The 22423-nt window shown below is 67.4% G+C and carries 24 protein-coding genes, 1 tRNA gene and 1 pseudogene; 11 read left to right on the top strand and 15 right to left on the bottom strand.

Annotated features, from left to right (window positions below):
- On the top strand, positions 1-590 hold a 590-nt coding region (locus Q0379_RS00130), incomplete at its 5' end, for an ATP-binding protein (protein ID WP_299002784.1).
- On the opposite strand, the gene Q0379_RS00125 is transcribed toward Q0379_RS00130, so the two are convergent.
- Entirely contained in the window at positions 587-1072 is a 486-nt protein-coding gene (locus Q0379_RS00125) for a hypothetical protein (RefSeq protein ID WP_299002780.1), read from the bottom strand. The genes Q0379_RS00130 and Q0379_RS00125 overlap by 4 nt on opposite strands.
- Positions 1073-1075: 3 nt before the next feature.
- Here Q0379_RS00125 and Q0379_RS00120 point away from each other — a divergent pair, with 3 nt between their 5' ends.
- The 3 genes from Q0379_RS00120 to Q0379_RS00110 all read left to right on the top strand — a co-directional run bounded on the left by Q0379_RS00120 (position 1076) and on the right by Q0379_RS00110 (position 2405).
- Positions 1076-1348 carry a hypothetical protein gene (locus tag Q0379_RS00120; RefSeq protein ID WP_299002778.1) on the top strand — a complete coding sequence of 91 codons (273 nt, stop codon included), beginning with the start codon at positions 1076-1078 and terminating at the stop codon, positions 1346-1348.
- Between the two features lie 194 nt (positions 1349-1542).
- Positions 1543-2061, top strand: a complete 519-nt coding sequence (locus tag Q0379_RS00115) for a hypothetical protein (protein ID WP_299002774.1) — start codon at positions 1543-1545, stop codon at positions 2059-2061.
- Positions 2058-2405 carry a UrcA family protein gene (locus Q0379_RS00110; RefSeq protein WP_299002771.1) on the top strand — a complete coding sequence of 116 codons (348 nt, stop codon included), beginning with the start codon at positions 2058-2060 and terminating at the stop codon, positions 2403-2405. Before Q0379_RS00115 ends, Q0379_RS00110 begins: the two co-directional genes overlap by 4 nt.
- On the opposite strand, the gene Q0379_RS00105 is transcribed toward Q0379_RS00110, so the two are convergent.
- From Q0379_RS00105 to Q0379_RS00095, 3 genes are read right to left on the bottom strand one after another with little or no spacing between them, the layout of a single operon-like run.
- Entirely contained in the window at positions 2402-2848 is a 447-nt protein-coding gene (locus tag Q0379_RS00105) for an NUDIX domain-containing protein (protein WP_299002768.1), read from the bottom strand. The two genes, Q0379_RS00110 and Q0379_RS00105, sit on opposite strands and share 4 nt — an antisense overlap.
- 4 nt (positions 2849-2852) lie before the next feature.
- Complete coding sequence (locus tag Q0379_RS00100; RefSeq protein WP_299002767.1) at positions 2853-3881, bottom strand: S1/P1 Nuclease; 1029 nt, start codon at positions 3879-3881, stop codon at positions 2853-2855.
- 16 nt (positions 3882-3897) lie between these two features.
- Complete coding sequence (locus Q0379_RS00095) at positions 3898-4479, bottom strand: glutathione S-transferase family protein (protein ID WP_299002788.1); 582 nt, start codon at positions 4477-4479, stop codon at positions 3898-3900.
- 204 nt (positions 4480-4683) lie between these two features.
- On the opposite strand from Q0379_RS00095, the gene Q0379_RS00090 reads away from it, so the two are divergent.
- Together Q0379_RS00090 and Q0379_RS00085 are read left to right on the top strand one after the other, a co-directional pair.
- Complete coding sequence (locus tag Q0379_RS00090) at positions 4684-5208, top strand: 3D domain-containing protein (RefSeq protein ID WP_299002764.1); 525 nt, start codon at positions 4684-4686, stop codon at positions 5206-5208.
- A 93-nt stretch (positions 5209-5301) separates the two neighbouring features.
- Positions 5302-7485, top strand: a complete 2184-nt coding sequence (locus Q0379_RS00085; RefSeq protein WP_299002761.1) for a penicillin acylase family protein — start codon at positions 5302-5304, stop codon at positions 7483-7485.
- Positions 7486-7617: 132 nt separating this feature from the next.
- On the opposite strand, the gene Q0379_RS00080 is transcribed toward Q0379_RS00085, so the two are convergent.
- The 5 genes from Q0379_RS00080 to cobA are packed head-to-tail and all read right to left on the bottom strand — an operon-like array spanning position 7618 to position 11711.
- Positions 7618-8352, bottom strand: a complete 735-nt coding sequence (locus Q0379_RS00080) for a phosphoadenylyl-sulfate reductase (protein WP_299002758.1) — start codon at positions 8350-8352, stop codon at positions 7618-7620.
- On the bottom strand, positions 8352-8858 hold the full coding sequence (locus Q0379_RS00075) for a DUF934 domain-containing protein (RefSeq protein WP_299002755.1): 507 nt from the start codon (positions 8856-8858) through the stop codon (positions 8352-8354). Before Q0379_RS00075 ends, Q0379_RS00080 begins: the two co-directional genes overlap by 1 nt.
- On the bottom strand, positions 8842-10500 hold the full coding sequence (locus tag Q0379_RS00070; protein ID WP_299002752.1) for a nitrite/sulfite reductase: 1659 nt from the start codon (positions 10498-10500) through the stop codon (positions 8842-8844). Before Q0379_RS00070 ends, Q0379_RS00075 begins: the two co-directional genes overlap by 17 nt.
- A 6-nt stretch (positions 10501-10506) precedes the next feature.
- On the bottom strand, positions 10507-10872 hold the full coding sequence (locus tag Q0379_RS00065) for a DUF2849 domain-containing protein (protein ID WP_299002749.1): 366 nt from the start codon (positions 10870-10872) through the stop codon (positions 10507-10509).
- A complete protein-coding gene (cobA, locus tag Q0379_RS00060) occupies positions 10869-11711 on the bottom strand; it encodes a uroporphyrinogen-III C-methyltransferase (protein WP_366519281.1) in 843 nt (280 codons plus the stop codon). Before cobA ends, Q0379_RS00065 begins: the two co-directional genes overlap by 4 nt.
- Positions 11712-11897: 186 nt before the next feature.
- Between cobA and gcvA the strand changes: the two genes are divergently transcribed.
- Both gcvA and Q0379_RS00050 read left to right on the top strand, forming a co-directional pair.
- Entirely contained in the window at positions 11898-12854 is a 957-nt protein-coding gene (gene gcvA / locus Q0379_RS00055; RefSeq protein ID WP_066682821.1) for a transcriptional regulator GcvA, read from the top strand.
- A 48-nt stretch (positions 12855-12902) separates the two neighbouring features.
- A complete protein-coding gene (locus Q0379_RS00050; protein ID WP_299002737.1) occupies positions 12903-13232 on the top strand; it encodes a chorismate mutase in 330 nt (109 codons plus the stop codon).
- A gap of 129 nt (positions 13233-13361) precedes the next feature.
- Here the strand turns inward: Q0379_RS00050 and Q0379_RS00045 are convergent, their stop codons facing one another.
- Together Q0379_RS00045 and Q0379_RS00040 are read right to left on the bottom strand one after the other, a co-directional pair.
- A complete protein-coding gene (locus Q0379_RS00045) occupies positions 13362-14189 on the bottom strand; it encodes a TIGR00266 family protein (RefSeq protein WP_299002734.1) in 828 nt (275 codons plus the stop codon).
- A 76-nt stretch (positions 14190-14265) separates the two neighbouring features.
- Positions 14266-14604, bottom strand: a complete 339-nt coding sequence (locus tag Q0379_RS00040; RefSeq protein WP_299002731.1) for an Hpt domain-containing protein — start codon at positions 14602-14604, stop codon at positions 14266-14268.
- 84 nt (positions 14605-14688) lie between these two features.
- Between Q0379_RS00040 and Q0379_RS00035 the strand changes: the two genes are divergently transcribed.
- A tRNA-Lys gene (locus Q0379_RS00035) sits at positions 14689-14764 on the top strand.
- Positions 14765-14954: 190 nt separating this feature from the next.
- Here the strand turns inward: Q0379_RS00035 and Q0379_RS00030 are convergent.
- Positions 14955-15542 (bottom strand): class I SAM-dependent methyltransferase, encoded by a 588-nt coding sequence (locus tag Q0379_RS00030; protein WP_299002729.1) that lies wholly within the window; start codon positions 15540-15542, stop codon positions 14955-14957.
- Between the two features lie 194 nt (positions 15543-15736).
- On the opposite strand from Q0379_RS00030, the gene Q0379_RS00025 reads away from it, so the two are divergent.
- Both Q0379_RS00025 and Q0379_RS00020 read left to right on the top strand, forming a co-directional pair.
- On the top strand, positions 15737-16903 hold the full coding sequence (locus Q0379_RS00025) for an acyl-CoA dehydrogenase family protein (RefSeq protein WP_299002726.1): 1167 nt from the start codon (positions 15737-15739) through the stop codon (positions 16901-16903).
- Positions 16903-17703 (top strand): hypothetical protein, encoded by an 801-nt coding sequence (locus Q0379_RS00020; RefSeq protein ID WP_299002723.1) that lies wholly within the window; start codon positions 16903-16905, stop codon positions 17701-17703. Before Q0379_RS00025 ends, Q0379_RS00020 begins: the two co-directional genes overlap by 1 nt.
- Here the strand turns inward: Q0379_RS00020 and Q0379_RS00015 are convergent.
- The 3 genes and pseudogenes from Q0379_RS00015 to Q0379_RS00005 form a co-directional block, all read right to left on the bottom strand.
- Positions 17700-18764 carry a glycosyltransferase family 61 protein gene (locus Q0379_RS00015; RefSeq protein ID WP_299002720.1) on the bottom strand — a complete coding sequence of 355 codons (1065 nt, stop codon included), beginning with the start codon at positions 18762-18764 and terminating at the stop codon, positions 17700-17702. The two genes, Q0379_RS00020 and Q0379_RS00015, sit on opposite strands and share 4 nt — an antisense overlap.
- Before the next feature lie 7 nt (positions 18765-18771).
- Positions 18772-20802, bottom strand: a complete 2031-nt coding sequence (locus Q0379_RS00010; protein ID WP_299002717.1) for an N-acetylglucosamine transferase — start codon at positions 20800-20802, stop codon at positions 18772-18774.
- 150 nt (positions 20803-20952) lie between these two features.
- Positions 20953-22423: pseudogene (locus Q0379_RS00005) on the bottom strand (ice nucleation protein); the annotation flags it as partial.

The raw sequence follows: 22423 nt of genomic DNA, 5'->3' as shown, positions 1-22423 counted from the left end.
ACTCGTCCGGCCAGCACCTCCTGGCGCTGATCAACGACATCCTCGACATGTCGAAAATCGAGGCCGGCAAGATGAACCTGAAGTTCGAGCCGATGCATGTCGAGGACGTCGCCGAGGACGCCGTCCGCCTGGTGCGCAACCGCGCCGAGGCCGCCGGCCTGAACCTCAGCATCGACTTCCCGCCCCTGCCCGAGATCGAGGCCGACTACCGCGCCATCAAGCAGGTGCTGCTCAACCTACTGTCCAACGCCATCAAGTTCACGCCGCGCGCCGGCAGCGTCACCCTGCGGGCCGAGGTGCGTCGCGATCCGTTCGGGGACATGGTCCGGGTGTCGGTCTCCGACACCGGCATCGGCATCGCCAAGGAGGACCTGGCGCGCTTGGCTCGCCCGTTCGAGCAGGTCGAAAGCCAGTTCTCCAAGACCACCCAGGGCACCGGGCTTGGCTTGGCCCTGACCAAGTCGCTGATCAGCATGCACGACGGCGTGCTGGACATGGAGTCCACGCCGGGCGAAGGCACCACGGTCAGCTTTGCCCTGCCCATCCGTCAAAGCGAGCACGGGTTCGCCCGAGACTTCGCGGCGGCCTAGGCCGCTGAGGCCTTTTCGGACTTGGGTGAAAGAAAGCCAAAAGCGGCCGCAGCGGTTAGGGCTCCGAACGCCACGGCGACCGGCCCCGCGAACATCAAGGTCAGGGCAAAGCCCATGGTCGCCAAAGTGCTAGGCAACACCTTGGCGATCAACGGGCAGGCGATCAGGAGGGCGCTATAGCCCAGCCCAGCGACCAACGCCCTGCCGCGCCAGGATTGGACCGCCGCGCGCGCCATAAGCAACTCTGCCAGCGCGCCAAAGCCGGCCAACAGCAGAAGAAAGGTTGGGGCGCCCACGATGAGCAGGATACCCCAACCTGCGCCCGATCCATCGCCAGGATCGGGCGCCGTCCTGGCCATTTCAGGAGACACCAGAGACAACGGGAACAGCTTCAGCACCGTTGGGAACGCGACCAGCAAGGCCCCGCCCACCAGACCGCCACCGACTACGCCCCGCCAAACCGGCGACAGTTCATCGCGCACCTGATGCTCCATCCACTCAGATCGTCAGCCGCATCCGCAAGAACACGACTGCCCGCCGGTGATCTCGTTGCCTGCTTTGACGTAGTTCTTGATGCTGTGGGCGACAACGTCGCGCAAGCGTCGCTCCAACTCGGAAAGATGGGAAGCTGGGCGGCCTTCGCCGACCGCTATCTCGAAATCATGAACTACTCGATGGACCTAACGTCGCGGATGACCGACGCGGGCCTCCTCGGTCAAGCGGCGCCCGCGACGGGCCTTGCAAGGAAAGAAGCATGACGCGTCGACTGTCGCTGGCCCTCGTCATGCTCGCAGTGTTCCAGGCGGCGCCCATCGAGGCGCGAGAAACGAAAGGGAAATGGTCGTCCTGACCCTTCCTGCGGGCTTCCATCTCGCGGCTTCTTCAAGCACCACCACAACCAGCGTCCGCGAATTCGTGCCCGCCGGAGAGCCCCCCCGACGCCTGGACCCAAGTGCTGACTGAGCAGGTCGTTTACGGGGTTAAGTCGATCGATCCGGACACGTTGCCCAACACCATATCCGCGGGCTGGCGCGCCGCCTGTCCTGGCGGAGAGGCTCGGAAAATCCATCAGGGGCTTGAAGGCGCCTATCCGGTCTCGATCTGGATGTTTCTGTGTCCGAGAAATCCCGCCATCCGCGCGCCGGAGAACATGTGGATGAAGATCATCAGCGGACAGGACAACCTATACGCCGTGCAACTGGCTCATCGACGCGACGCCCGATATCGTGATGGCGACCATGAAGGTCTTGAGATCCGTCACCGTGTGCGACGACCGAAAAACACCTGGTGGCTGCGCCCCCGGCAAGCCACCAAATCGGAAGCAGGAATTCTGAAATATTACTTTTGGTTCATAAGCTTAATTCGACGTCATGACTCAGTCGTAACGGGTGTTCCCGGCTCGCCACGACTACACCACTCTTCAACAGACCGCCGCCGGCGGCCACATCAAAGAAGAGGGAACCAGTCATGAGCAAGCTTGTTAGCCGCGTCGCCGCCATTGCCGCCCTGGCCCTGGCCGCCACCCCGATCATCGGCCTGACCGCCGCCCACGCCGCCGAAAGCCCAGCGCCCGTCGCGCGTATCCCGGTTGGCGACCTGACGCTGTCTGACCCCGCCGACGCCCGCCAGTTCGCCCGCCGCATCGATCTGGCCGCCCGCGAAGTCTGCGACTCCTACGGCAACAAGGCCATCGCCGCCCGCGCCTGCGTGGCCGACTTCAAGAGCGAAGTGAAGGATGCGCTGTCGGAAAAGCAGATCGCTGATCTGCGCACGGCCAACCGCGCCGGCGCCAAGATTACCCTGGCCGCCTACTAGGCTCGGCGCATCCACGCCGCCACCGCCCAGGCATGGGCGTCGTGGCGCAGGGCGACCACGGCGTCGCGCGGGTCCAGCCAGACCAGCGCGTGGTCGTCCTCGACCTTCAAGGCCGGGTCGTCGCCCAGCAGTTTGACGACGTAGACGCCGCCGTGATTACGGACCGGCTGACCGTCCGACTTCAGGAAGTGCTGCGAGACGGTCTCGATCAGGCGAACGGCCTCGACGACCAGACCTGTCTCTTCGCCAAACTCACGCGCGACGGCCTGTTCTTCGGTCTCGTCGCCGTCCACCGCCCCGCCTGGCAGGTCGAAGTACGGCGCCTTGCCGGGCTTGGTGACCTGAGCCAGAGCGATCTGGCCCAGCGCGTTCTCAGCCACGCCGAACGCCGCCCGGCGGTCGAAATAGGTCAGCCCGGCGACGGGCGAGCCGAAGCTCAACAAGCGCCTAGTCCTTGCCGTAGAGGTCGAACCACGGATCGGCCTTGCCGGCCTCGACATCCGCCACGCTGATCTCCGGACGGTAGCCGATCTTGCCGTTGGCGCTTTCGCGCCAGGCGTCGACGACGAGATCACGCAAAGCGGTCGCTCCCGCTGCGACGCGCGCCCGGACAAAGGCTTGGGCGCGGGGGTCGGTTTCGACCATGCCGCCCGCCTTCTCCAGCTGATACAGAGGTTCGACCTGTTTCCAGGTGTCGGTCAGGTAGCCCACCACACGCGTCTCGATCGAGCAGTCACAGGCCTTGTAGTCGGGCACCAGCGCCTTGATCGACGCCTGATCCGCCAGAGCCTGGGTCAACGGCCCCTCGAACTGGAAGTGGATCGAGCGAGACTGGGTGTAACCATTGGGGTTCGGATAGTCGCCCCAGCCATTGTAGTGCACCGACAGGTGCAGCGGCTGGCTGCCGTCGCCGACATAGTGCGCCCAGACGCCGAGGTCGCGCAGCAGCAGGTCCTCGCGACGCTTCAGGTCGGCCTTGTAGTAGGCCAGACGGGTCGGGTCCTTCTCGCGCTTCACCACGGCCGAGAGGACGCGCCAGTACGTGAAGTCTTTCACCAGCTGCTGATAGCCGTCGATGATCGCATAGGGCAGATAGCCGGCCTGCCAGCTATCGACGCCGGCGGCCCGGAGGGCTTTCTCATATTCGGCGCGGGTTGGCGGCAGGGTCGCCACCGTGAAGGCCGGACCGCCGTACATGCGCCCCTGATCATCGACGTCCAGGAAGTGCGCGGAGTCGCGGTCATGATCATGGATCTTGCCCGAGCCCTTCCAGCGATCCGGCTCACGCGCGTACTCGCCGATCGCCGCCACGGCTTGCGGCGTCCGCAGGAACGCCGGCACGTCGGCCGGCAGGGTCGAGGCGGCGACGACGCCGACGACGCGGTGGCCCGAAGCGCCCCAGGCGAGCGCCGATTGCGCCGGCGCGGATGCCGCGGCGGCCAGGGCGAGGACTTTCAGGCTGGTCGACAGACGCAAGATGGAACTCCGACGATCAAATAATGCCGAGCGCGGCTTCGGTGCGGCCCACCCAGGCCTTCACGGCCGGATAGAGCGCAAGGTCGAAACCGCCTTCGTGCGCCACGCGGGTGTAAGCCACCAAGGCGACGTCCGCTAGGGTGACCTGCTCGCCGACCAGGAATGGCGTCTGTCGCAGCTGGGTTTCGAGGCGCGCGAGGGCCTGGGCGCCCCGCTCCACGAGACGTTGCTCGAGCTCTTCGCGCGGCTTGCCCAGGTACAGCATTTGGAAGCGCGCCACGGCGACATAGGGCTCGTGGCTGTACTGCTCCCAGAACATCCATTCCAGCATCTTGGCGCGCGCGAAGGCGTCGCCGGGGATCAGCGCCGAGCCCTCGGCCAGGTACAGGATGATCGCGTTGGACTGCGACAGCGGGCGTCCGTCGTCCAGGACGATCAGCGGGACCTGGCCGGCCGGGTTCATCGCCAGGAACGCCGGCGTCCGCGTCTCGCCCGTGAGCACGCTGGTCTCGATCCACTCGAACGGCAGGCGAAGGTGCTCGGCGACCCACTTCACCTTGAGGCAGTTACCCGAAATCGAGTCGCCGTAAATCCGCATCACCGCCAGGTTCCCTCTGCGAAGCTTCCGATCAGGCAAAAATCAGCAGGAAAGGGCCAAGTTTCAACCCTCTGAATCTATGCCTGTTTTTCGCCCATCACGCGAAGCGCTACCCGTCATGGGCGGGGTTAAGGGTTGTCACAGCGCCGTGATCGGACTATCCAGACGCCGCCCGACAGACACGCCGATAAGAGGTTTCCCTCGATGCGACGCAAGCTCGCCGGAATTTTGGCCACCGCGGTCATCTCCGCATTCGCCGCTCCCGCCCTCGCCCACGCCGCTCCGGACCAGGACTCCGCGTCCGCCGCGACGCCGCGCGTCGACCCGCTGGGCGAGCTGATCAGCACCGCCCTCGGCGGCGGCGCCCTGCCCGGTTCGGTCGAGTACAAGATGCGGGCGACGATGTACCACGCCGGCGCCAAGGGCATCCGGGCGTTCGACTCGCTGGGCTGCAAGGTCGCGGCCATGCGCACTGTCGCCGTGGATCCCAAGGTGATCCCGCGCCGCACGGTCATCTTCATCAAGGAAACCGTCGGCCTGCCCATGCCGGATGGCGGCAAGCACGACGGCTACTGGTACGCCTCCGACATCGGCGGGGCGATCAAGGGCCTGAAGCTCGACCTGTTCAGCGGCTTCGGCGCCGCGTCGATGAAGACCCTGCGCGGCATCGACCTGTCCAGCCTGTCGGTCAGCAAGGTCGGCGAGTTCAAGGGCTGCCCTCCTCAGTAGCATTTGAGGTCCGCCATGGTGACGCGGACTGGAATTGATCTCCAAACTCGGCTTGGATCGCGCCCTCGCGCGTGAAGCGATTTGGGGGTGATCATGCGATATCTGTCGGTCAGCGTTCTGGCCCTGGCCTTGAGCGCCGCGCTCGCCACGACGCCGGCGCGCGCCGCTGACGGCCTGCCCCGCCTGAAGAGCCGCGCGGCGGCGGTGTCGATCACGCGCGACGACTGGGGCATCGCCCACATCCACGGCAAGACAGACGCCGACGCCGTGTTCGGCATGGCCTATGCCCAGGCCGAAGACGACTTCAACCGTGTCGAGACCAACTTCATGACCGCCCTTGGCCGCACGGCCGAGGCGGAGGGCGAAAAGGCGATCTGGGCGGATCTGCGCCAGAAGCTGTTCATCGACCCGGCCGTGCTGAAGGCCGACTACGCCAAGAGCCCGGCCTGGCTGAAGGCGCTGATGAACGGCTGGGCCGACGGCCTCAACTACTATCTCGCCACCCATCCGGACGTGGAGCCGAAGGTCATCAAGCGCTTCGAGCCCTGGATGGCGCTCAGCTTCTCGGAAGGCAGCATCGGCGGCGACATCGAGCGCGTGACCCTGACCCAGCTCGAGAGCTTCTACGGCAAGCGCCAACTGGCCATGACGGCCGACGAAAAGGGCCTGCTGTTCAAGGAGCCGAAGGGCTCCAACGGGATCGCCATCGCGCCGAAGAACACGCTGGAAGGTCACGCCATGCTGCTGATCAACCCGCACACCAGCTTCTTCTTCCGCTCGGAGATGCAGGTCTCCAGCGACCAAGGCCTCAACGCCTATGGCGCGACGACCTGGGGCCAGTTCTTCATCTACCAGGGCTTCAACGCCAAGGCCGGCTGGATGCACACCTCCAGCGGCGTCGACGTCGTCGATGAGTTCGCCGAGACGATCGTCGAGAAGGACGGAAAGCGCTTCTACAAGTACGGCCAGGAACTGCGGCCGCTGAAGACCGAGGTCATCGCCGTCCCCTACCGCGCCGCCGACGGATCGATGGCCGAAAGGCGCTTCACGATCTTCAAGACCCACCGCGGCCCGATCGTGCGCGAAGCCGACGGCAAGTGGATCAGCATCGCCCTGATGAACAAGCCGGTGGAGGCCCTGCAGCAGTCGTTCCTGCGCACCAAGGCCACGGACTTCAAAAGCTTCATGAAGGTGGCCGAGCTCAAGGCCAATTCGTCGAACAACACCCTGTTCGCCGACAGCAAGGGCGAGATCGCCTATCTGCACCCGCAGTTCATACCGATCCGCGACGACCGCTTCGACTATACGAAGCCCGTGGACGGGTCCGATCCCGCGACCGATTGGAAGGGTCTGACGCCGCTCGAGAAGACGCCTCAGGCGGTGAACCCGCCCACCGGCTGGGTCTTCAACACCAACAACTGGCCCTGGACCGCGGCGGGGCCCTATAGCCCCAAGAAGGCGGACTTCCCGAAATACATGGACACCTTCGGCGAGAACCCGCGCGGCCTCCACGCCGAGCTGGTGCTCAAGGACGTCAAGAACCTCACCCTGGGCGGCCTGATCGAGAAGGCCTACGACCCGTACCTGACCGCCTTCGCCCGGCTGATCCCGACGCTGGAATCGGCCTATGCCGCCACGCCCGACGGCGATCCGCTGAAGGCCAAGGTCGCCGAGCAGGTCGCGGCGCTGAGCGCCTGGGACCGCAAGTGGTCCGCCCGCTCGACCGAGACCTCGTTGGCGGTGTTCTGGGGAGAAGCGATGTGGGCCAAGGCCGCGCCGGCGGCCAAGGCGCAAGGCCTCAACACCTATGACCACATGGCCGACAAGCTGACCCCGGCGGAGAAGCTCGCCGCCCTGGCCGAGGCCTCCGACCGCCTGACGGCCGATTTCGGCTCCTGGAAGACCCCTTGGGGCGAGATCAACCGCTTCCAGCGCAATGACGGGTCGATCGTCCAGACCTTCGATGACGCCAAGCCCAGCATCCCCGTGCCGTTCACCTCGGCCCAGTGGGGCTCGCTGGCCTCGTTCGGGGCCAAGCGCTGGCCGGGGACAAAGAAGTACTACGGCACGCTGGGCAACAGCTTCGTGGCGGTCGTGCAGTTTGGCGACAAGGTTCGAGCCCGCGCGATCTCGGCCGGCGGCGAAAGCGGCGATCCCGCCTCGCCGCACTTCAACGACCAGGCGCTGCGGTACAGCCTGGGCAATCTGCGGGACGTCTATTTCTATCCCGAGGACGTGAAGAAGCACGCGGTGAAGACGTACCGGCCGGGGGAGTGAGGAGCCAGATCCTCCCCCGCGATGCGGGGGAGGTGGCCCAGAGGGCCGGAGGGGGCTAGCTCGGCTTGGACAGCACTGGCCCCCTCAGTCGCTCCGCGACAGCTCCCCCCCGCCGCGGGGGAGCATCTAGTCCTAAATATCCCCGCCGACGTTTGGCGCGACGCCCGGCGCGCGGGCGACGTGGATGCCGCACTCGGTCTTTTCCTGCCCGGCCCAACGGCCCGAGCGACCGTCGTCCGACGGCTGGGTGCAGGGCCAGCAGCCGATCGAGGCGTAGCCTTGGGCGACCAGCGGATGGGCCGGCAGCTGGCGCTCGGCGACATAGGCGTCGAGCTCGGCCTTGCCCCAGTTGGCCAGCGGATTGAACTTCACCTTGCCGTCGGCCGCCTCGACCACGGGCAGGCTCAGGCGGTCGCCGCCGTGGAAGCGCTTGCGTCCAGTGATCCAGGCGTCGAAACCGCCCAGGGCGCGGTCCAGCGGCAGCACCTTGCGGATGTTGCAGCAGACGTCGACGCTGGTGCGCCACAGGTCCGATTGGGGATCCTGCGTGGCGAGGTCGGCATAGGCCGGCCGCAGGTCACGTACGTCGGTCAGGCCCAGCTGGGCAGCGAGGTTCTTGCGGTAGTCCAGGGTCTGACCGAACAGCATGCCGGTGTCGAGAAACAGGACCGGGATGCTGGGCGAGACCTGGGAGGCCAGATGCAGCAGCACCGCCGACTCCGCCCCGAACGACGAGACCAGGGCCAAGCGCGAGCCGAACTGGTCATAAGCCGCGCGCAACACCGTCAGCGGATGAGCTTCGCGCAACTCCGCGTCCAGCCGCGCGGCGAGACCCGCGGCGGTTCCCCCGATCTGGTCGTAGGCCATCAGGAGGCCCTTTCTTCGAACGCCACTGGACGCGCGTCGACGGCGCGCTGATAGACGTGGCGGAAGCGGCTGGCGGCCTTGCTCCAGACCTCGGGCGTCGCGCCGTCGGCCGGCTCGAACGCGTCGAACCCGCAGCGGACCATGAACCCGGCCTGCTCGCGCAGCACGTCGCCAACGGCGCGGATCTGGCCTTCATAGCTGAACCGCTCGCGCAGCAACCGGGCCGAGGTGTAGGCGCGGCCGTCGCGGTACTTCGGGAAGGCCAAGGCGACCACCGCGAGGCGTGGCAGGTCGTAGGCCAGAACCTCGACCTCCTGGTCCGGCTCGATCCGCACACCCACGCGACGGCTGTTCGAGGCCAGCAAGGCGTCGCCCTCGGCCTCGAAGCGGGCCAGGGTCAGGATCACGTCGCCGGTGTCCGGGATGGCGTCCTCGTCGGCGACGAAGACGAAGGCGTCCTCGGCCCAGCGGGCCTGTCCCTCAACCAGCTCAATCAGCTTGGGCATAGACCGCCTCCTTGAAGGGCTCGAGGCCGACGCGGCGATAGGTGTCGAGGAACCGTTCACCGTCGGTCCGGACGTTCAGGTAAGCGCCCACCAGCTGGTCGACGGCGGTCGCAACCTTGTCGGCCGGCAGCGCCGGGCCCAGGATCTTGCCGATCGAGGCGTCCTCGGCGCCCGAGCCGCCCAGCGAAAGCTGGTAGAATTCCTCGCCCTTCTTATCGACGCCCAGGATGCCGATGTGGGCCACGTGGTGGTGGCCGCAGGCGTTGATGCAGCCGCTGATCTTGATCTTCAGCTCGCCGACCTGCTCGGCGCGATCCAGATCCGCGAACTGGCGGGCGATGTCCTGGGCGATCGGGATCGCGCGGGCGTTGGCCAGGGCGCAGTAGTCGAGGCCCGGGCAGGCGATGATGTCGCTGACCAGGTCGATGTTCGGCGTGGCGAGATTGGCCGCCCGCAGCGCCGCGAACACGGTCGGCAGGTCGTCCAGCTTGACGTGCGGCAGGACCAGGTTCTGGGCGTGGGTCACGCGCAGGTCCGAGAAGCCGTAGCGCTCGGCCAGGTCGGCGACGACGTCCAGCTGGTCGGCCGAGGCGTCGCCCGGCGTCTGTTCCTGCGCCTTCAGCGAGATCTCGACGATTGCATAGCCCGGCTGCTTGTGGGGGCGAACGTTGTTGCGGACGAAGCGCGCGAAGGCCGGGTCGTTGGCCTTCGCCGTCTCAAACGCTTCGGAGCGCGCCGGCAGCGTCTCGAACGGCGTCGTGGCGAAGGCGGCGCGGATGCGGGCCAGCTCGGAGGCCGGCAGGTCAGCGCGGGCGGCGTCGATCTTGCTCCACTCTTCCTCGACCTGGCGGGCGAACTCTTCGGCGCCCAGGGCGGCGACCAGGATCTTGATCCGGGCCTTGTAGATGTTGTCGCGCCGGCCGTGGCGATTGTAGACGCGCAGGACCGCTTCCAGATAGCTGAGCAGCCGGTCGGTCGGCAGGAACTCTTTGATGGTCGGGCCGACATAGGGGGTGCGTCCCTGCCCGCCGCCGACGATCACCTCGAAGCCCAGCTGGCCGTCGCGGCCCTTGCGCAGCAGCAGGCCGATGTCGTGGACCTTGGCCGCCGTGCGATCCTTGGCCGAGGCGGTGATGGCGATCTTGAACTTGCGCGGCAGGAACGAGAATTCCGGGTGCAGGGTCGACCACTGGCGGATCACCTCGCACCAGACGCGCGGGTCGTCGACCTCCTCGGCCGTCGCGCCAGCGTAGGGGTCCGAGGTCGTGTTGCGGATGCAGTTGCCGCTGGTCTGGATGGCGTGAAGGTCGACCTCGGCCAGCTTGTCCAGGATCTCCGGCGCGTCCTTCAGCTTGATCCAGTTGAACTGGATGTTCTGGCGCGTGGTGAAGTGGCCGTAGCCTTTGTCGTAGTCGCGGGCGATCTGGGCCAGGCGGCGGGCCTGGGTCGGGTTCAGCGAGCCATACGGGATCGCCACTCGCAGCATGTAGGCGTGCAGCTGCAGATAGAGGCCGTTCATCAGCCGCAGCGGCTTGAACTGGTCCTCGGTCAGCTCGCCGGAGAGGCGGCGGGCGACCTGGCCCCGGAACTCGGCCGAGCGGTCGGCCAGGAATTCCTTGTCGATGAGATCGTACTGGTACATGCCGCCCTACTTCCTGCGGATCAGGTCGACGCGGCCGGTCGAGCGGGCCGCGCCGGACGCGTGACGCAGCGCCTCGACGACGTCGCCGCCGTCGGCCTGCTTGCCGTGCGTGGGTTCATTGGTGGGGCCCAGCGCCCGGATGCGCTCGCGATAGCTGAGCGGCGCCCAGCGTCCTGCGGACTGGACAAGGTCGATCGGATAAACGTCGACCACCACGGTCGGCTGGCCCTTGCCGACCGCCACAGCGGCCTCGACATCGGCGGCGTGGTGGTCGTCGAACAGCTGGGCGTCGCCGAAGCGGTCCACCCACTGGCCCGACTTCCAGAATACGACCTCGCCGTCGATCAGGCGGTTGGCGGTGATCGCTTTCATTGGAATTCTCCTCCCCGGCGGAGCTCGCCCTCCACCGCCGGCTGGCGAGGCGATTGAGCTTCAGCCATCGCCATGGCTTCGCCGACCATCAGCAGCGCAGGGCCTTTCACGCCCTGGGCGGCCTCGGCCAGACCCGACAGCGTGGTCAGGGTCCGACGCTCGTCGGCGCGGCTGGCGTTCTCCACGATCAGGGCGGGAGTCACGCCGGCGCGGCCGGCGGCCGTCAGGCGCTCGGCGATCAGGCCGGCGGTCGAGACGCCCATATAGACGACGACCGTCTGGTTCGGCCGCGCTAGCGAGGTCCAGTCCAGGTCCGGCTCGCCGTGGGCGGCGTGGCCGGTGACGAAGGTGACGGCTTGAGCGCTGCCGCGATGCGTCAAAGGCGCGCCGGCGCCCGCGCTGGCGGCCAGGGCGGCGGTGACGCCGGGCACCACGTGGCACTCGACGCCCGCGTCGCGGCACGCCGCCAGTTCCTCGCCGCCGCGACCGAACAGGAAGGGATCGCCGCCCTTCAGGCGCACAACGTTCAAGCCATCGAGCGCCAGCGCGACCAGCAACTGGTTGATGTCGTCCTGCGGCAGGGTGTGGCGCGACTTGCGCTTGGCGACGTTGATCCGGCGCGCGCGGCTGGGCGCTAGGTCGAGGATCTCTTCCGAGACCAGACCGTCATGGACCACGACATCGGCGCCGCGCAGGGCGTTGAAGGCGCGGAAGGTCAGGAGGTCCGGATCGCCCGGACCGGCACCGACCAGCCACACCGCGCCCAAGGCGCGCCGGGCGCGCGTCCCGCCGATGACGACGAGGCCAGGCTTCCGGTTTCGGGTCGGCTGGCGAGCCATGGGCTTTAGAACCTCTATCAACGCGCTTGGAATAAGACCGTGGAATGCAAGACGGGGTCGCCCCTAAAGACGACCCCGCTCGTGTGCGCCGACGAAAAGGGCCAATCCGCCAGCGAACGCTTGCAAACTCGGCTCGAAGAGGCCAATTCGCAAACAAGGACTTCTGCCGGGGCGTTCAGTAAAACTATGGAAAGACCCAACGAGCGCCGCCGCCTGCCGCCCCTGAACGCCCTGCGCGCGTTCGAGGCCGCCGCGCGGCACCTGAACTTCAGCCGCGCCGCCGACGAGCTGTCGGTGACGCCAGGCGCGGTCAGCCAGCAGATCCAGAATCTCGAGGACTATGTCGGCGCGGCCCTGTTCAAGCGCACGCCCAAGGGGCTCCTGCTGACGGACGCGGCCCAGACCGCCCTGCCCGCCCTGCGCGAGGCCTTCGACCGCCTGGCCGAGGCCGCGTCCCTGCTGACCGCCGCCGTGGATGGTCGTCGCCTGACCCTGACGGCCGCTCCCTCCTTCGCCGCCAAGTGGCTGGTGCCGCGCCTGGGCAAGTTCGAGCAGGCCCATCCCCAGGTCGACGTCTGGCTGTCGGCCGGCATGGAGGTCGTGGACTTCGCGACCGGCGAGGTCGACATGGCCATCCGCTACGGCTCGGGCCGCTACCCCGGCCTGGAGGTCATTCGCCTGCTGCAGGAGACCGTCGTCCCGGTCGCCAGCCCCGAACTCCTCGAACAGAACGCCCTAGAGCGCCCCGAGGACTTGGCCCACCACATCCTGCTGCACGATGGCTCGCCGGACGCCGATGACAGCTGCCCCGACTGGGCGATGTGGCTGGCGGCGCGCGGCATCAAGGGCGTCGACGGCGCGCGAGGCCCGCGCTTCAACCAATCGAGCCTGGTGATCGAAGCCGCCGCCAACGGCCGCGGCATCGCCCTGGCCAAGCGCACCCTGGCCCAAGCTGATCTAGACTCCGGCCGCCTCGTTATCCCGTTCGAGGCCCCCACGGCCGTGGACTTCGCCTATTACGTCGTCCACCCCAAGGCCAAGGGCCGCCTGCCGCAGGTCAAGGCGTTCGTGAACTGGCTGAAGGCGGAGGCCGAGGCCCACGAGGCCGCCCTCCAGACCATGGACAACGGCTCGGGCATTTAGCCTTTCGCGGCTCTGGTTTCTGTCACCGGAACCGGCTTTAAGGGGCCCATGAAAATCACGACTCTTAACGTCGACGAGCATCTCGCTCCCGCCGACTGCCAGACCATGGCCGATGTGCGCCAGGGCGTGGACGCCCTGGACCGGGCCCTGGTCCAGCTCCTGACCGAACGTCAGGCTTTCATGGACGCGGCCGCCCGCATCAAGGCCGACCGCTCCAAGGTGTTCGACCGCGCGCGGATCGAGGACGTGGTCGAAAAGGTCAAGGCCGCGGCCCGCGCCTCCGGCCTCTCCGAAGCGATCGCCGAACCGGTCTGGCGCACCCTGATCGACCGCTGCATCGCCTACGAATACGACAGCTGGGACCGGACGAAGGGGTAGACCACTTCCCTCTCCCCTTGCGGGAGAGGGTGGTCCGAAGGACCGGGTGAGGGGTCGCGCGGCGGCGCCGAGAAACCCCTCATCCGTCAGCTTCGCTGACACCCTCTCCCACAAGGGGAGAAGGAAGCCTCAGTTCCCGTCGATCATCCGCCCCAGGCCGCCCAGGATCGAGCCTTCGCCCTGGTTGCCGCCCTGGTGGTTGGCGGCCTGCAGCATGCGGCCGGCCAGGCGCGCGAACGGCAGCGACTGAATCCAGACCTTCCCCGGACCGCGCAGGCGGGCGAAGAACAGGCCCTCGCCGCCGAACAGCACGCTCTTCACGCCGCCGGCCATGACCAGGTCGAAATCGACGCCCGGCGTATAGGCGGCGAGACACCCCGTATCGATGTGCAGCTCCTCGCCCGGCGCCAGTTCGCGCTCGACCAGGGCGCCGCCCATCTGCACGAACACCCAGCCGTCGCCCTCAAGGCGCTGCATGATGAAGCCCTCGCCGCCGAACAGGCCGGTCATCACCCGGCGCTGGAAGTGCAGGCCGATCGACACGCCGCGCGCGGCGGCCAGGAAGCTGTCCTTCTGGCAGATCAGCGTCCCGCCCAGCTGACCCAGGTTCAGCGGCAGGATCGAGCCCGGCGTCGGCGAGGCGAAGGCCACGCGCGCCTTGCCCGAACCAGTGTGGGTGAAGACGGTCGTGAACAGGCTCTCGCCGGTGATCAGGCGCTTGCCCGCGCCCAGCAGCTTGCCCATGAAGCCGCCGCCCTGGTCGGCCGAGCCGTCGCCGAAGACGGTGGTCATCTGCACGCTGGCGTCCTTCCAGACGAAGGCGCCGGCCTCGGCCACCGCGCTCTCGCCCGGATCGAGCTCGATCTCGACGAACTGCAGGTCGTCGCCCTTGATCTCAAAGTCGATGTCGTCGGCGATGCTGGCGCTGCGGGTATGGCTCCAGGGGCTGGGGGGCATGGACGTCTCCTCGTGTCTTGGACCGCCGTTCTAGCCAGACCCTGGCGACGGCGCCAATTACAGTTGGGTCAGATGCCTAGCCCCGCAAGGAACGCAGCGCGCGTTCGTGGGCGTAGGCGGCGATATCCATCAGCGCCGCGTCCAACGCCGTCCGCACGGCGTCCAGCCCCTCCTGCCCCGCCTCGCAGCGTTCGCACACGTCACCCAGCACGAAGGCCCCCACGCCGCGCGCCGCGCCCTTCACCGTATGCACCGCGTCCTTCCATCCGGGATGGCCGGGATCGAGCATCGGAGTCCACAGCGCGGCCTGCTCGCGGAACAGCGCCAGCACCTCGTCGATCACCGTGGAATCCCCCGCGGCGAACCCTTCCAGGTAAGCGAAATCCACGGCTCCAATAATATCTCGTCTCGCCATGAAAAAAGCTCTTGCGCTCCCAAAATCATTGCGTATGTTCCGCGCCTCGCCGCCGGGGCTCGCAAGTGCTTCGGAACCGCGAATGGGTGTATAGCTCAGTTGGTAGAGCAGCTGACTCTTAATCAGCGGGTCCAAGGTTCGAATCCTTGTACACCCACCATTCCTTCTAAAATCAGTATGTTAGACGGGGCCGCGCAAGCGGCCGCGAGCCGCCGCGCCGGCGCTCGGCCCTGACCGAATGGCAGGCTGCATGGAGCCCGCGTGGGGCTCCAAGGCGACCTCGCGGTCGCCCTCTTCCCCGGTGAATTGACGGCGGCCGCGCGACCAGCGCTGGGCCGAGCCGAGACGCCCTAAGCGATCTCCACATCGGCGTCCGCGAAGATCAGATCGGTCCCCGCCTTGGCCTGAAGGCCGTTGATCAGCACCAGCATGATCTCGCATCCGGAGCCGGCATTGGACGTCACGCAGCGGGCCTTGTAGCGGGCGAAATCCTCGGGGATCCAGGTCGAGATGTGCGCCTCGGCGTGGTGGCCCTCCCACGCGCCCTGGACGTAGTCGATGGGGATCAGCAGCAGCAGGTACTTGGTGCGGTAGTAGAGATAATCGATGAGATCGACCCCGCGCGACTTGCGGAAGTGCTCCAGCACGTCCCCGAGGATCACGAGGTCCCACGACGCGTCGGGCCCGACGTCGGGCAGGGTCGTCGCGTCGCCCAGCTGAATGACGTCGTAGATTTCGCGCAGGCCGAACTGCTCGATATAGCTGTTGTCGATCTCGATAGCGGCCAGGTGACCGATCGGAACACCCTCCGCCCGAAGCGACTGGATCATCCGGCCGTACTTGCCGGCGCCCGGACCGATATCGAGGACGCTGGCGGGCTTCATCCGCCCGATGAGAGCCTCGACGTGGCGGTCGAAGACGGTGTCCGAGTACGGCATGGGGATCTTCCTGCGCCAGCGAATCTTGGCTTGTAGCGTGAGGGTGTTGGCCCGCCGGGGGAGCGTCAATGGAGAGCCGTTGCGCCGACGCGCGGCAAAACGCCCTCTTCGCCTTCGAGCGATTGTCCCGCTATGCGCCACACTGACTTAACGGGAGGCTGGACGAGGCCCGTTCAAGGCTCGAAGCTCGCCCCATGTCCGCCCTCGCCGACCCCGAACTGATCGAAGCCCTGCGCCAGACGGTGCGCGCGCTCTGCCGCGATTTCCCGCCGGCCTACTGGCGCGGCCTCGATCGCGAGAAGGCCTATCCGACCGATTTCGTGGCGGCGATGACCAGGGCCGGGCTGCTGGGCGTGCTGATCCCCGAGGAATACGGCGGCGGCGGTCTTGGCCTGACGGCGGCGGCGGCGATCCTGGAGGAAGTCCACGCCAGCGGCGGCAACGCCGCGGCCCTGCACGCCCAGATGTACACCATGGGCACCGTCCTGCGGCACGGCTCCCAGGCGCAAAAAGAGACCTGGCTGCCCAGGATCGCCGACGGCTCGATCCGGCTGCAGGCGTTCGGCGTCACCGAGCCCACGGCCGGTACCGACACCACCTCGATCTCGACCTTCGCGCGGCGCGAGGGCGACACCTATGTGATCAACGGCCAGAAGGTCTGGACCAGCCGCGCCGAGCATTCCGACCTGATGGTCCTCCTGGCCCGCACCACGCCCAAGGAGCAGGTCGCGCGCAAGGCCGACGGCCTGTCGGTGTTCCTGGTCGACATGCGGGCCGCCAAGGGAAACGGCCTGACGATCAAGCCGATCGCCACCATGCTGAACCACGCCACCACCGAGGTGTTCTTCGACAACCTGGTCATCCCCGCCGACAGCCTGATCGGCGAGGAGGGCAAGGGCTTCCGCTACATCCTGGACGGCATGAACGCCGAACGGATCCTGATCGGGGCCGAGTGCCTGGGCGACGCGGCCTGGCTGATCGGCAAGGCGCGCGACTACGCCACGAGCCGCGTCGTCTTCGGCCGCCCGATCGGCCAGAACCAGGGCGTCCAGTTCCCGATCGCCCGCGCCTACGCCCAGACCCACGCCGCACGCCTGACGGTCTATGACGCGGCCGCCCGCTACGACGCCGGTCTTCCCTGCGGAGAACAGGCGAACATCGGCAAGATGCTGGCCTCGGAGGCTTCGTGGGCGGCCGCGGACATGTGCCTGCAGACCCATGGCGGCTTCGGCTTCGCCGAGGAGTACGACATCGAGCGCAAGTTCCGCGAGACGCGCCTCTATCAGGTGGCGCCGATCTCGACGAACCTGATCCTGGCCTATGTCGCCGAGCACGTGCTCGGCCTGCCGCGCTCCTACTGATGAGCGCCTATGCCGACTGGGTCGGGCGTCAGCGGCGGCGGACGGCGGTGCTGGAGGCCTCGGACCTCGCCCGGCTGGCCGCAGTGCTGGACCGCCCTGCCCCGCCCGCAGAGGTTCCGCCGGCCTGGCATTGGGCGTGCCTCGCCGAGCCGATCAGACGCTCAGACCTTGGCCCGGACGGCCATCCCCGGCGCGGTCTGTTCCTGCCGCCGATCGAAGCGCCGCGCCGGATGTTCGCGGCGGCCGACATGACCTTCACGGGCCCTCTCCTGCCCGGCCAGGAGACCGAACTCGTCGAGACGATCGGCAATGTGGAGGAAAAGGCCGGCGGCAGCGGGGCCCTTACCTTCGTCACCGTGGACCGGATCTTCAGCCAGGGCGGCGAGACGCGCGTCAGCGAGCGCCAAACCATCGTCTACACCGCCGCGCCGCCCGCGCCGCGGACGCCCGAGGCCGATCCGCCCCAGGCCGCGGCGTGGAGACGCGAGACCATCACCGACCCCGCCCTGCTGTTCGCCTTCTCGGCCGCGACAACCAACAGCCACCGCATCCACTACGACCAGGACTACGCGACGGGCGTCGAGGGCTATCCGGGCCTCGTCGTCCACGGTCCGCTCATCGCGCTGCTTCTGCTGGAGGCCATGCCGGTCAGACCGCTCAAGCGCTTTTCGTTCCGCGCCCTGAAGCCGGCCTTCTGCGGCGAGACGATCGCGGCGCTGGCCGCCCCCACGAACGCTGGCGCCGAGCTCTGGGCCGAAAGCGGCGGGGCGGTGCTGATGAGGGCCAGGGCCGAGGCCTAGGCGATCAAGCGTTCCAGCAGGTCGCAGTCGACGATGATGTCGCCCTGCTCGTCCAGCGTCTCGGCGATGATCGCATGATGCTCGAGATCCAGCGCGTCCGAAACCCGGATGAACGAGGTCGAGATCACCGCCCGGCTGAAGATCTCGACGATACGGGCGGGGCCGTTCAGATAGGACAGGTTCGTCAGGCCCGCGCCGTGCGCGGCCAGGACGAACGACGCGCCCTGCAGCTTGTCGATCTGCTCGGACAGCGAAAGCTCGCCATTGCCGAAATCGATCGTCGTGAAGTCGTGCCGCTCCAGGAAAGCCAGGAAGGCCTCGGTCTCGGCGACATTGTTGCCGCGACGCGGTTTCAGCGGATTGCGCCGGATGTAGTAGCGGCGCCCCTCCGCCGGCAGGGTCTTGCCTACGAACGCCCGCAGCCAGCGGAGCCCCTCTTCGGACTGCCAGGCCTCGACCAGCATCGGGTTCTTCAGCCGGGCCACCTCGGTCGCCGGCAAGAGCAGACGATCGCCCAGAGCCTGGGAGATCATCTCGCGGAAGACGCCATTGTGGTAGATCGGCGAGGGCATCACCACGACCCTGATGTCGTGGTCCTGGATCAGCCGGAACTTCTGCAGGAGCTCAAAGCAGAAGTGGTAGTAGTTGTTCGAGTAGATATGGCTGAAGACCGCCGCGTTCTCGATCAGCGGCAGCGTGTCCCAGTCGTCCCGCAGGGATTGGCGATAGTCCCAGAGGTCCGGGCTGTTGGCCTCCGTGAACGTCAGCGTCGCCGCCATCGAGCTGCCGCCGGGGAAATTGGCCTGCAGGCAGGCGCCGGCCCGGTCGAACAGCAGCAAGCCGGTGCTGCTGCTGACAAACTCGCCGTCGAGGCGTCCGACGCGGTCGAAATGCACGTGGTCGAATTCCGACATCAGCCGATGCCGCATCTCCTCGGACTCGGCGTGGACCGTCAGGTTTTTCGGCGCGGGGACGCGCGGGATAACCGGCGACCGATAGGACTCCATCCATCGGCGGCTGTCGAAGGCGTTCCAGGGATAGACGGGCGGAAAGACGCGCATGTCTTGGTCAGATGGCCGTCCGACGCGCGTCGGGCGTCCAGATCCGGTTGTCGGCGGGTATCGACCTGAGCTTGTGACGACGGGCCAAGGCTTGCCGATAAAGGCCTTCGTAGTCCTCCACCGCCTGCATCTCGCGTTGATCCTGGTCCAGTTCCAGGCCGACGTTCATGTAGACGTCCAGGTTGGTCAGGTCCGGGTTGGGCCGCCCGCCGGCCCGATACTCGGCGACCATCTCGCCATAGAGGGTCTCAAGGCTGTCGGCCAGCAGGTCCATGTTGAACAGCACGCAGCTGTCACGGTTGGCCTCCAGCGTCGCGCGCAAAGCCCTGGCCTTCTCGCGATCGGCGCCGATCTCGACGGCCTTCTCGACATAGGCCTCGCCGCTATCGACCACCATTTCGGGCTGACCAGCGCTCCGGACGAGGCTCCCGCAGACGCGCGACGCGAAGCTGCGGCCCGACCAGGTCAGCACCGGCACAGCCATCCAGAGGGCGTCCGAGGCCGTGGTGTGCGCGCCATAGGGCGTGGTGTCCAGGAACAGGTCCGCCAGCCGATAGCGCGCCAGGTGGTAGGCGTTCTGCAGCTTCGGCGCGAAGACGATGCGCGTGCGGTCCACGCCCTTGGCTTCCGCGGAGTCGCGCAGACGAGCATTGGCTTCTGGGTTGCTGTCCAGCAGCCACAGCACGCTGCCGGGCGTGCGTTTCAGGATCTGCATCCAGCGGTCGAACACGTGCGGCGTGATCTTCTGCACGCCGTTGAAGCAGCAGAAGACAAAGCCGTCTTCGGGCAAGCCCGCCTCGGCGCGGGTCGGACATCCCTCCTGGACGTACCGGCGGCGGTCGTTGGGCTGATAGCAGGGGATCCGGCGCACGGCCTCGGAGTAGTAGTGCTCCATCTCCGGCGGGATGATCCACGGGTCGGCGATGATGTAGTGGTGGAAGTCGCTGCCCATCGTGCCGGGATAGCCCAGCCAGTTGACGAGGATGGGAGCGGGCCGCCGGGCGAACACGGCGGTGCGGGCGTCGCGGGTGTGACCGTTGACGTCGATCAGGATGTCGATGCCGTCGTCGACGATGCGCTGAGCGGCCTCGTCATCGCTCATCGGACGGATGTCGATGAAATGCTCCACGGCCGCGCGGATACGGGTGTTCAGGCCGTCGCTGGATTCCGGACCGCAGTAGTAGGCGAAGACCTCGACCTTCTTCTTGTCGTGGACCTCGAACAGCTCGGCCATCAGATAGCCGACCGCGTGATCGCGGAGATCTGAAGAGATGTAGCCGATCCGCAGCCGACGGCCGGTCAGGTCGATCGGGGCGTCCCGCCGGTCGGCGCGGACCTGTTCGGGCGTCGCCTTGACCTCGCGCTCGATCAGGGTGTTGGCCGCCGCGAGCAGCAGCATGGGATCGTCGGTATAGGCCGCGATCGACAGAGGATTGACGCCCCTGAGCAGGGTCTCGCGGCTGACGCGTTCCGATGGCGCCAGGACCGGCCACTTACACTGCGACAGGCGCGTGGCGACCAGCTGGCCGATCACGTCCATGGCGTGCGGGTCGATGTCCGCCGCGCGCTGCAGCGCCATCTCGGCGCGCGCCGGCTGATGCAGGTCCCCCAGGAGGCGCGCGATCTGCTTGAGACAAGTGAAGGCGTAGCTGACCGCCATGCCGTTGATGCTGGCGGATCGGTTCGCGCCGAGTTCCCAGGTGGCGATCGCCAGCTCGCCCAGGCCCGCCCGCTCCTGCAGGCCGCCCAGGTTCACATAGGCCGGCATGAAGTCGGGATTGAGCGTGATCGCCTGTTCCAGCGAGGCGGCCGCGCCCGCATTGTCGCCGAGCGCCGACTGGAGCACCGAACGATTGAACAGCGCCACGCACAGCTGCGGATGCTCGGGATTGAAGCGCGCCCAGATCTTGTAGGCCTGGTCCGCCACCTGCGGCTTGCCCGCCTGGGCCAGTTCCGAGGCGATGGTGATCAACTCGCCGAGCGAGCAGCCTTCGGCGGTAAGCTTGCTGAGCAGATCGAACGTATCGATGTCGGCCATAGTCTTCCTGATACCGGTAGGCGACGGACAGCCATGGGTGAGCATGGCGCGCGAGTCGCGCCAAGTCCGATCATGGCATGGGGCTCAGGGCCCGACCATTCATCTGGAGCCATCGCCGCCCGCGCCCGAGAGCGCGAGCGGCGGCTGGGATCAGCTCACGGTCAGGTAGGCCGCGATCTGAGCGTCGTCCAGGCTCTGGACCTGGGTCTGGGTCAGGGCGTTGGCCTGGGTGGACGTCAGGCTGGCGATGTTGGTCGTCGACAGATGATCCAGCTGCGCCGCGGTCAGGCCGCTCAGCTGCGAGGGTTGCAGCTGGCCGATCTGGGTCGTCGTCAGGCTGTCGATCACCGTCGTCGACAGAGCGCCCAGTTGGGTGCTCGTCAGCGCCGACAGCTGGGTCGCCGACAGATCGCCGATATCGGTCGCGTTCAGGCCCTTCAGCTGGGTCGACGTCAGACCCTTGACCTGGGTCGCCGTCAAAGCCGCGGTCTGGGTGGCGTCGAGCGCCGAGACATTCGCCGCCGACAGAGCCGCCAGCTGCAGGATGCTCAAGGCCGCGATCTGCGTATCGACGAACTGGCCGACGTCGGCCGCGCTCAGAGCGCCCAGCTGCGTAGCCGTCAGACCCTTCACCTGGGTCGACGTCAGGGCGCCGACCTGGGTCGCGTCCAGCGTCGAGAACGCCGTGGACGTCAGAGCCCCCACTTGGGCGCTGCTGAGCGAGCCAAGCTGGGTGACGCTGAGCTGCTGCGCCTGGTTCGACGTCAGGGCCGTCACCTGGCTGTTCGTCAGGGCGCCGACCTGGGTCTCGGACAGTTCGCCGATGTCCGTCGTCGTCAGGTTCTTCACCTGGTCGATGGTCAGGCTCTTGATCTGAGTGGTCGAGATCGCGCCCACCTGCGTCGCGGTCAGAGCGGACAGGTTGGATGTCGACAGCGCCGCCAGCTGACTGCCCGCCATCGCGCCGATCTGGGTCGCCGCCAACTCACCGATGTCGGTGGTGGTGAGGTTCGAGATCTGCGAGGCGGTCAGGCCCTTGATCTGCGTCTCGTTGAGCGCGGCCATTTGGGTCGCGTCCAGGGCGGAGACGTTAGCGGCCGTCAGAGCGCCGATTTGCAGAGCCGACAGAGCGCTGACCTGGGTCGCCGACAGCTCGCCGATATCAGCCGCGTTCAGGCCCTTCAGCTGCGTGGCCGTGAAGCCGCGCACCTGGGTCGGGCTCAGCGCCGCCATCTGGGTGGCGTCCAGGTTGGACAGGCCGCCGGGGGTGAAGCCGGCGATCTGGGTCGAGCTGAGCGCCCCCACCTGCGTCGCCGCCAGGGCCGCGATGTTGGCGGTGCTCAGGCTGGCCAGCTGAGCGGTCGTCAGACCCTTGACCTGGGTTTCGGTCAGGGCGCCGAGCTGAGTGGCGTTCAGCGAGGTCAGGTTCGTCGTATTCAGGGCCGCGACCTGGGTCGCCGAGAGGCCGCCGATCTGGGTGACCGACAGTTCCTGCGCCTGAGCCTGGCTCAGGGCGCCGATCTGGGCCGCCGCGAGGGCGCCGACCTGGGTGGCCGACAGCTCATCGATGTCGGTGACCGACAGGCCCTTCAGCTGGGTCGTGGTCATGGCCGCGACCTGG

The sequence above is a fragment of the uncultured Caulobacter sp. genome (assembly GCF_937900395.1).
Taxonomy (GTDB): Bacteria; Pseudomonadota; Alphaproteobacteria; order Caulobacterales; family Caulobacteraceae; genus Caulobacter.
The sequence above is the reverse complement of the archived record's forward strand: the minus strand, read 5'-3'. Positions and strand labels throughout refer to the sequence as shown.

Excerpts from the sequence above, each read along its gene's own strand:
- Q0379_RS00120 (WP_299002778.1), top strand. The coding sequence starts at position 1,076 with ATGCTCCATCCACTCAGATCGTCAGCCGCATCCGCAAGAACACGACTG.
- Q0379_RS00110 (WP_299002771.1), top strand. The coding sequence starts at position 2,058 with ATGAGCAAGCTTGTTAGCCGCGTCGCCGCCATTGCCGCCCTGGCCCTG.
- Q0379_RS00095 (WP_299002788.1), bottom strand. The coding sequence starts at position 4,479 with ATGCGGATTTACGGCGACTCGATTTCGGGTAACTGCCTCAAGGTGAAG.
- Q0379_RS00090 (WP_299002764.1), top strand. The coding sequence starts at position 4,684 with ATGCGACGCAAGCTCGCCGGAATTTTGGCCACCGCGGTCATCTCCGCA.
- Q0379_RS00085 (WP_299002761.1), top strand. The coding sequence starts at position 5,302 with ATGCGATATCTGTCGGTCAGCGTTCTGGCCCTGGCCTTGAGCGCCGCG.
- Q0379_RS00080 (WP_299002758.1), bottom strand. The coding sequence starts at position 8,352 with ATGGCCTACGACCAGATCGGGGGAACCGCCGCGGGTCTCGCCGCGCGG.
- Q0379_RS00075 (WP_299002755.1), bottom strand. The coding sequence starts at position 8,858 with ATGCCCAAGCTGATTGAGCTGGTTGAGGGACAGGCCCGCTGGGCCGAG.
- Q0379_RS00070 (WP_299002752.1), bottom strand. The coding sequence starts at position 10,500 with ATGTACCAGTACGATCTCATCGACAAGGAATTCCTGGCCGACCGCTCG.
- Q0379_RS00065 (WP_299002749.1), bottom strand. The coding sequence starts at position 10,872 with ATGAAAGCGATCACCGCCAACCGCCTGATCGACGGCGAGGTCGTATTC.
- cobA (WP_366519281.1), bottom strand. The coding sequence starts at position 11,711 with ATGGCTCGCCAGCCGACCCGAAACCGGAAGCCTGGCCTCGTCGTCATC.
- gcvA (WP_066682821.1), top strand. The coding sequence starts at position 11,898 with ATGGAAAGACCCAACGAGCGCCGCCGCCTGCCGCCCCTGAACGCCCTG.
- Q0379_RS00050 (WP_299002737.1), top strand. The coding sequence starts at position 12,903 with ATGAAAATCACGACTCTTAACGTCGACGAGCATCTCGCTCCCGCCGAC.
- Q0379_RS00045 (WP_299002734.1), bottom strand. The coding sequence starts at position 14,189 with ATGCCCCCCAGCCCCTGGAGCCATACCCGCAGCGCCAGCATCGCCGAC.
- Q0379_RS00040 (WP_299002731.1), bottom strand. The coding sequence starts at position 14,604 with ATGGCGAGACGAGATATTATTGGAGCCGTGGATTTCGCTTACCTGGAA.
- Q0379_RS00030 (WP_299002729.1), bottom strand. The coding sequence starts at position 15,542 with ATGCCGTACTCGGACACCGTCTTCGACCGCCACGTCGAGGCTCTCATC.
- Q0379_RS00025 (WP_299002726.1), top strand. The coding sequence starts at position 15,737 with ATGTCCGCCCTCGCCGACCCCGAACTGATCGAAGCCCTGCGCCAGACG.
- Q0379_RS00020 (WP_299002723.1), top strand. The coding sequence starts at position 16,903 with ATGAGCGCCTATGCCGACTGGGTCGGGCGTCAGCGGCGGCGGACGGCG.
- Q0379_RS00015 (WP_299002720.1), bottom strand. The coding sequence starts at position 18,764 with ATGCGCGTCTTTCCGCCCGTCTATCCCTGGAACGCCTTCGACAGCCGC.
- Q0379_RS00010 (WP_299002717.1), bottom strand. The coding sequence starts at position 20,802 with ATGGCCGACATCGATACGTTCGATCTGCTCAGCAAGCTTACCGCCGAA.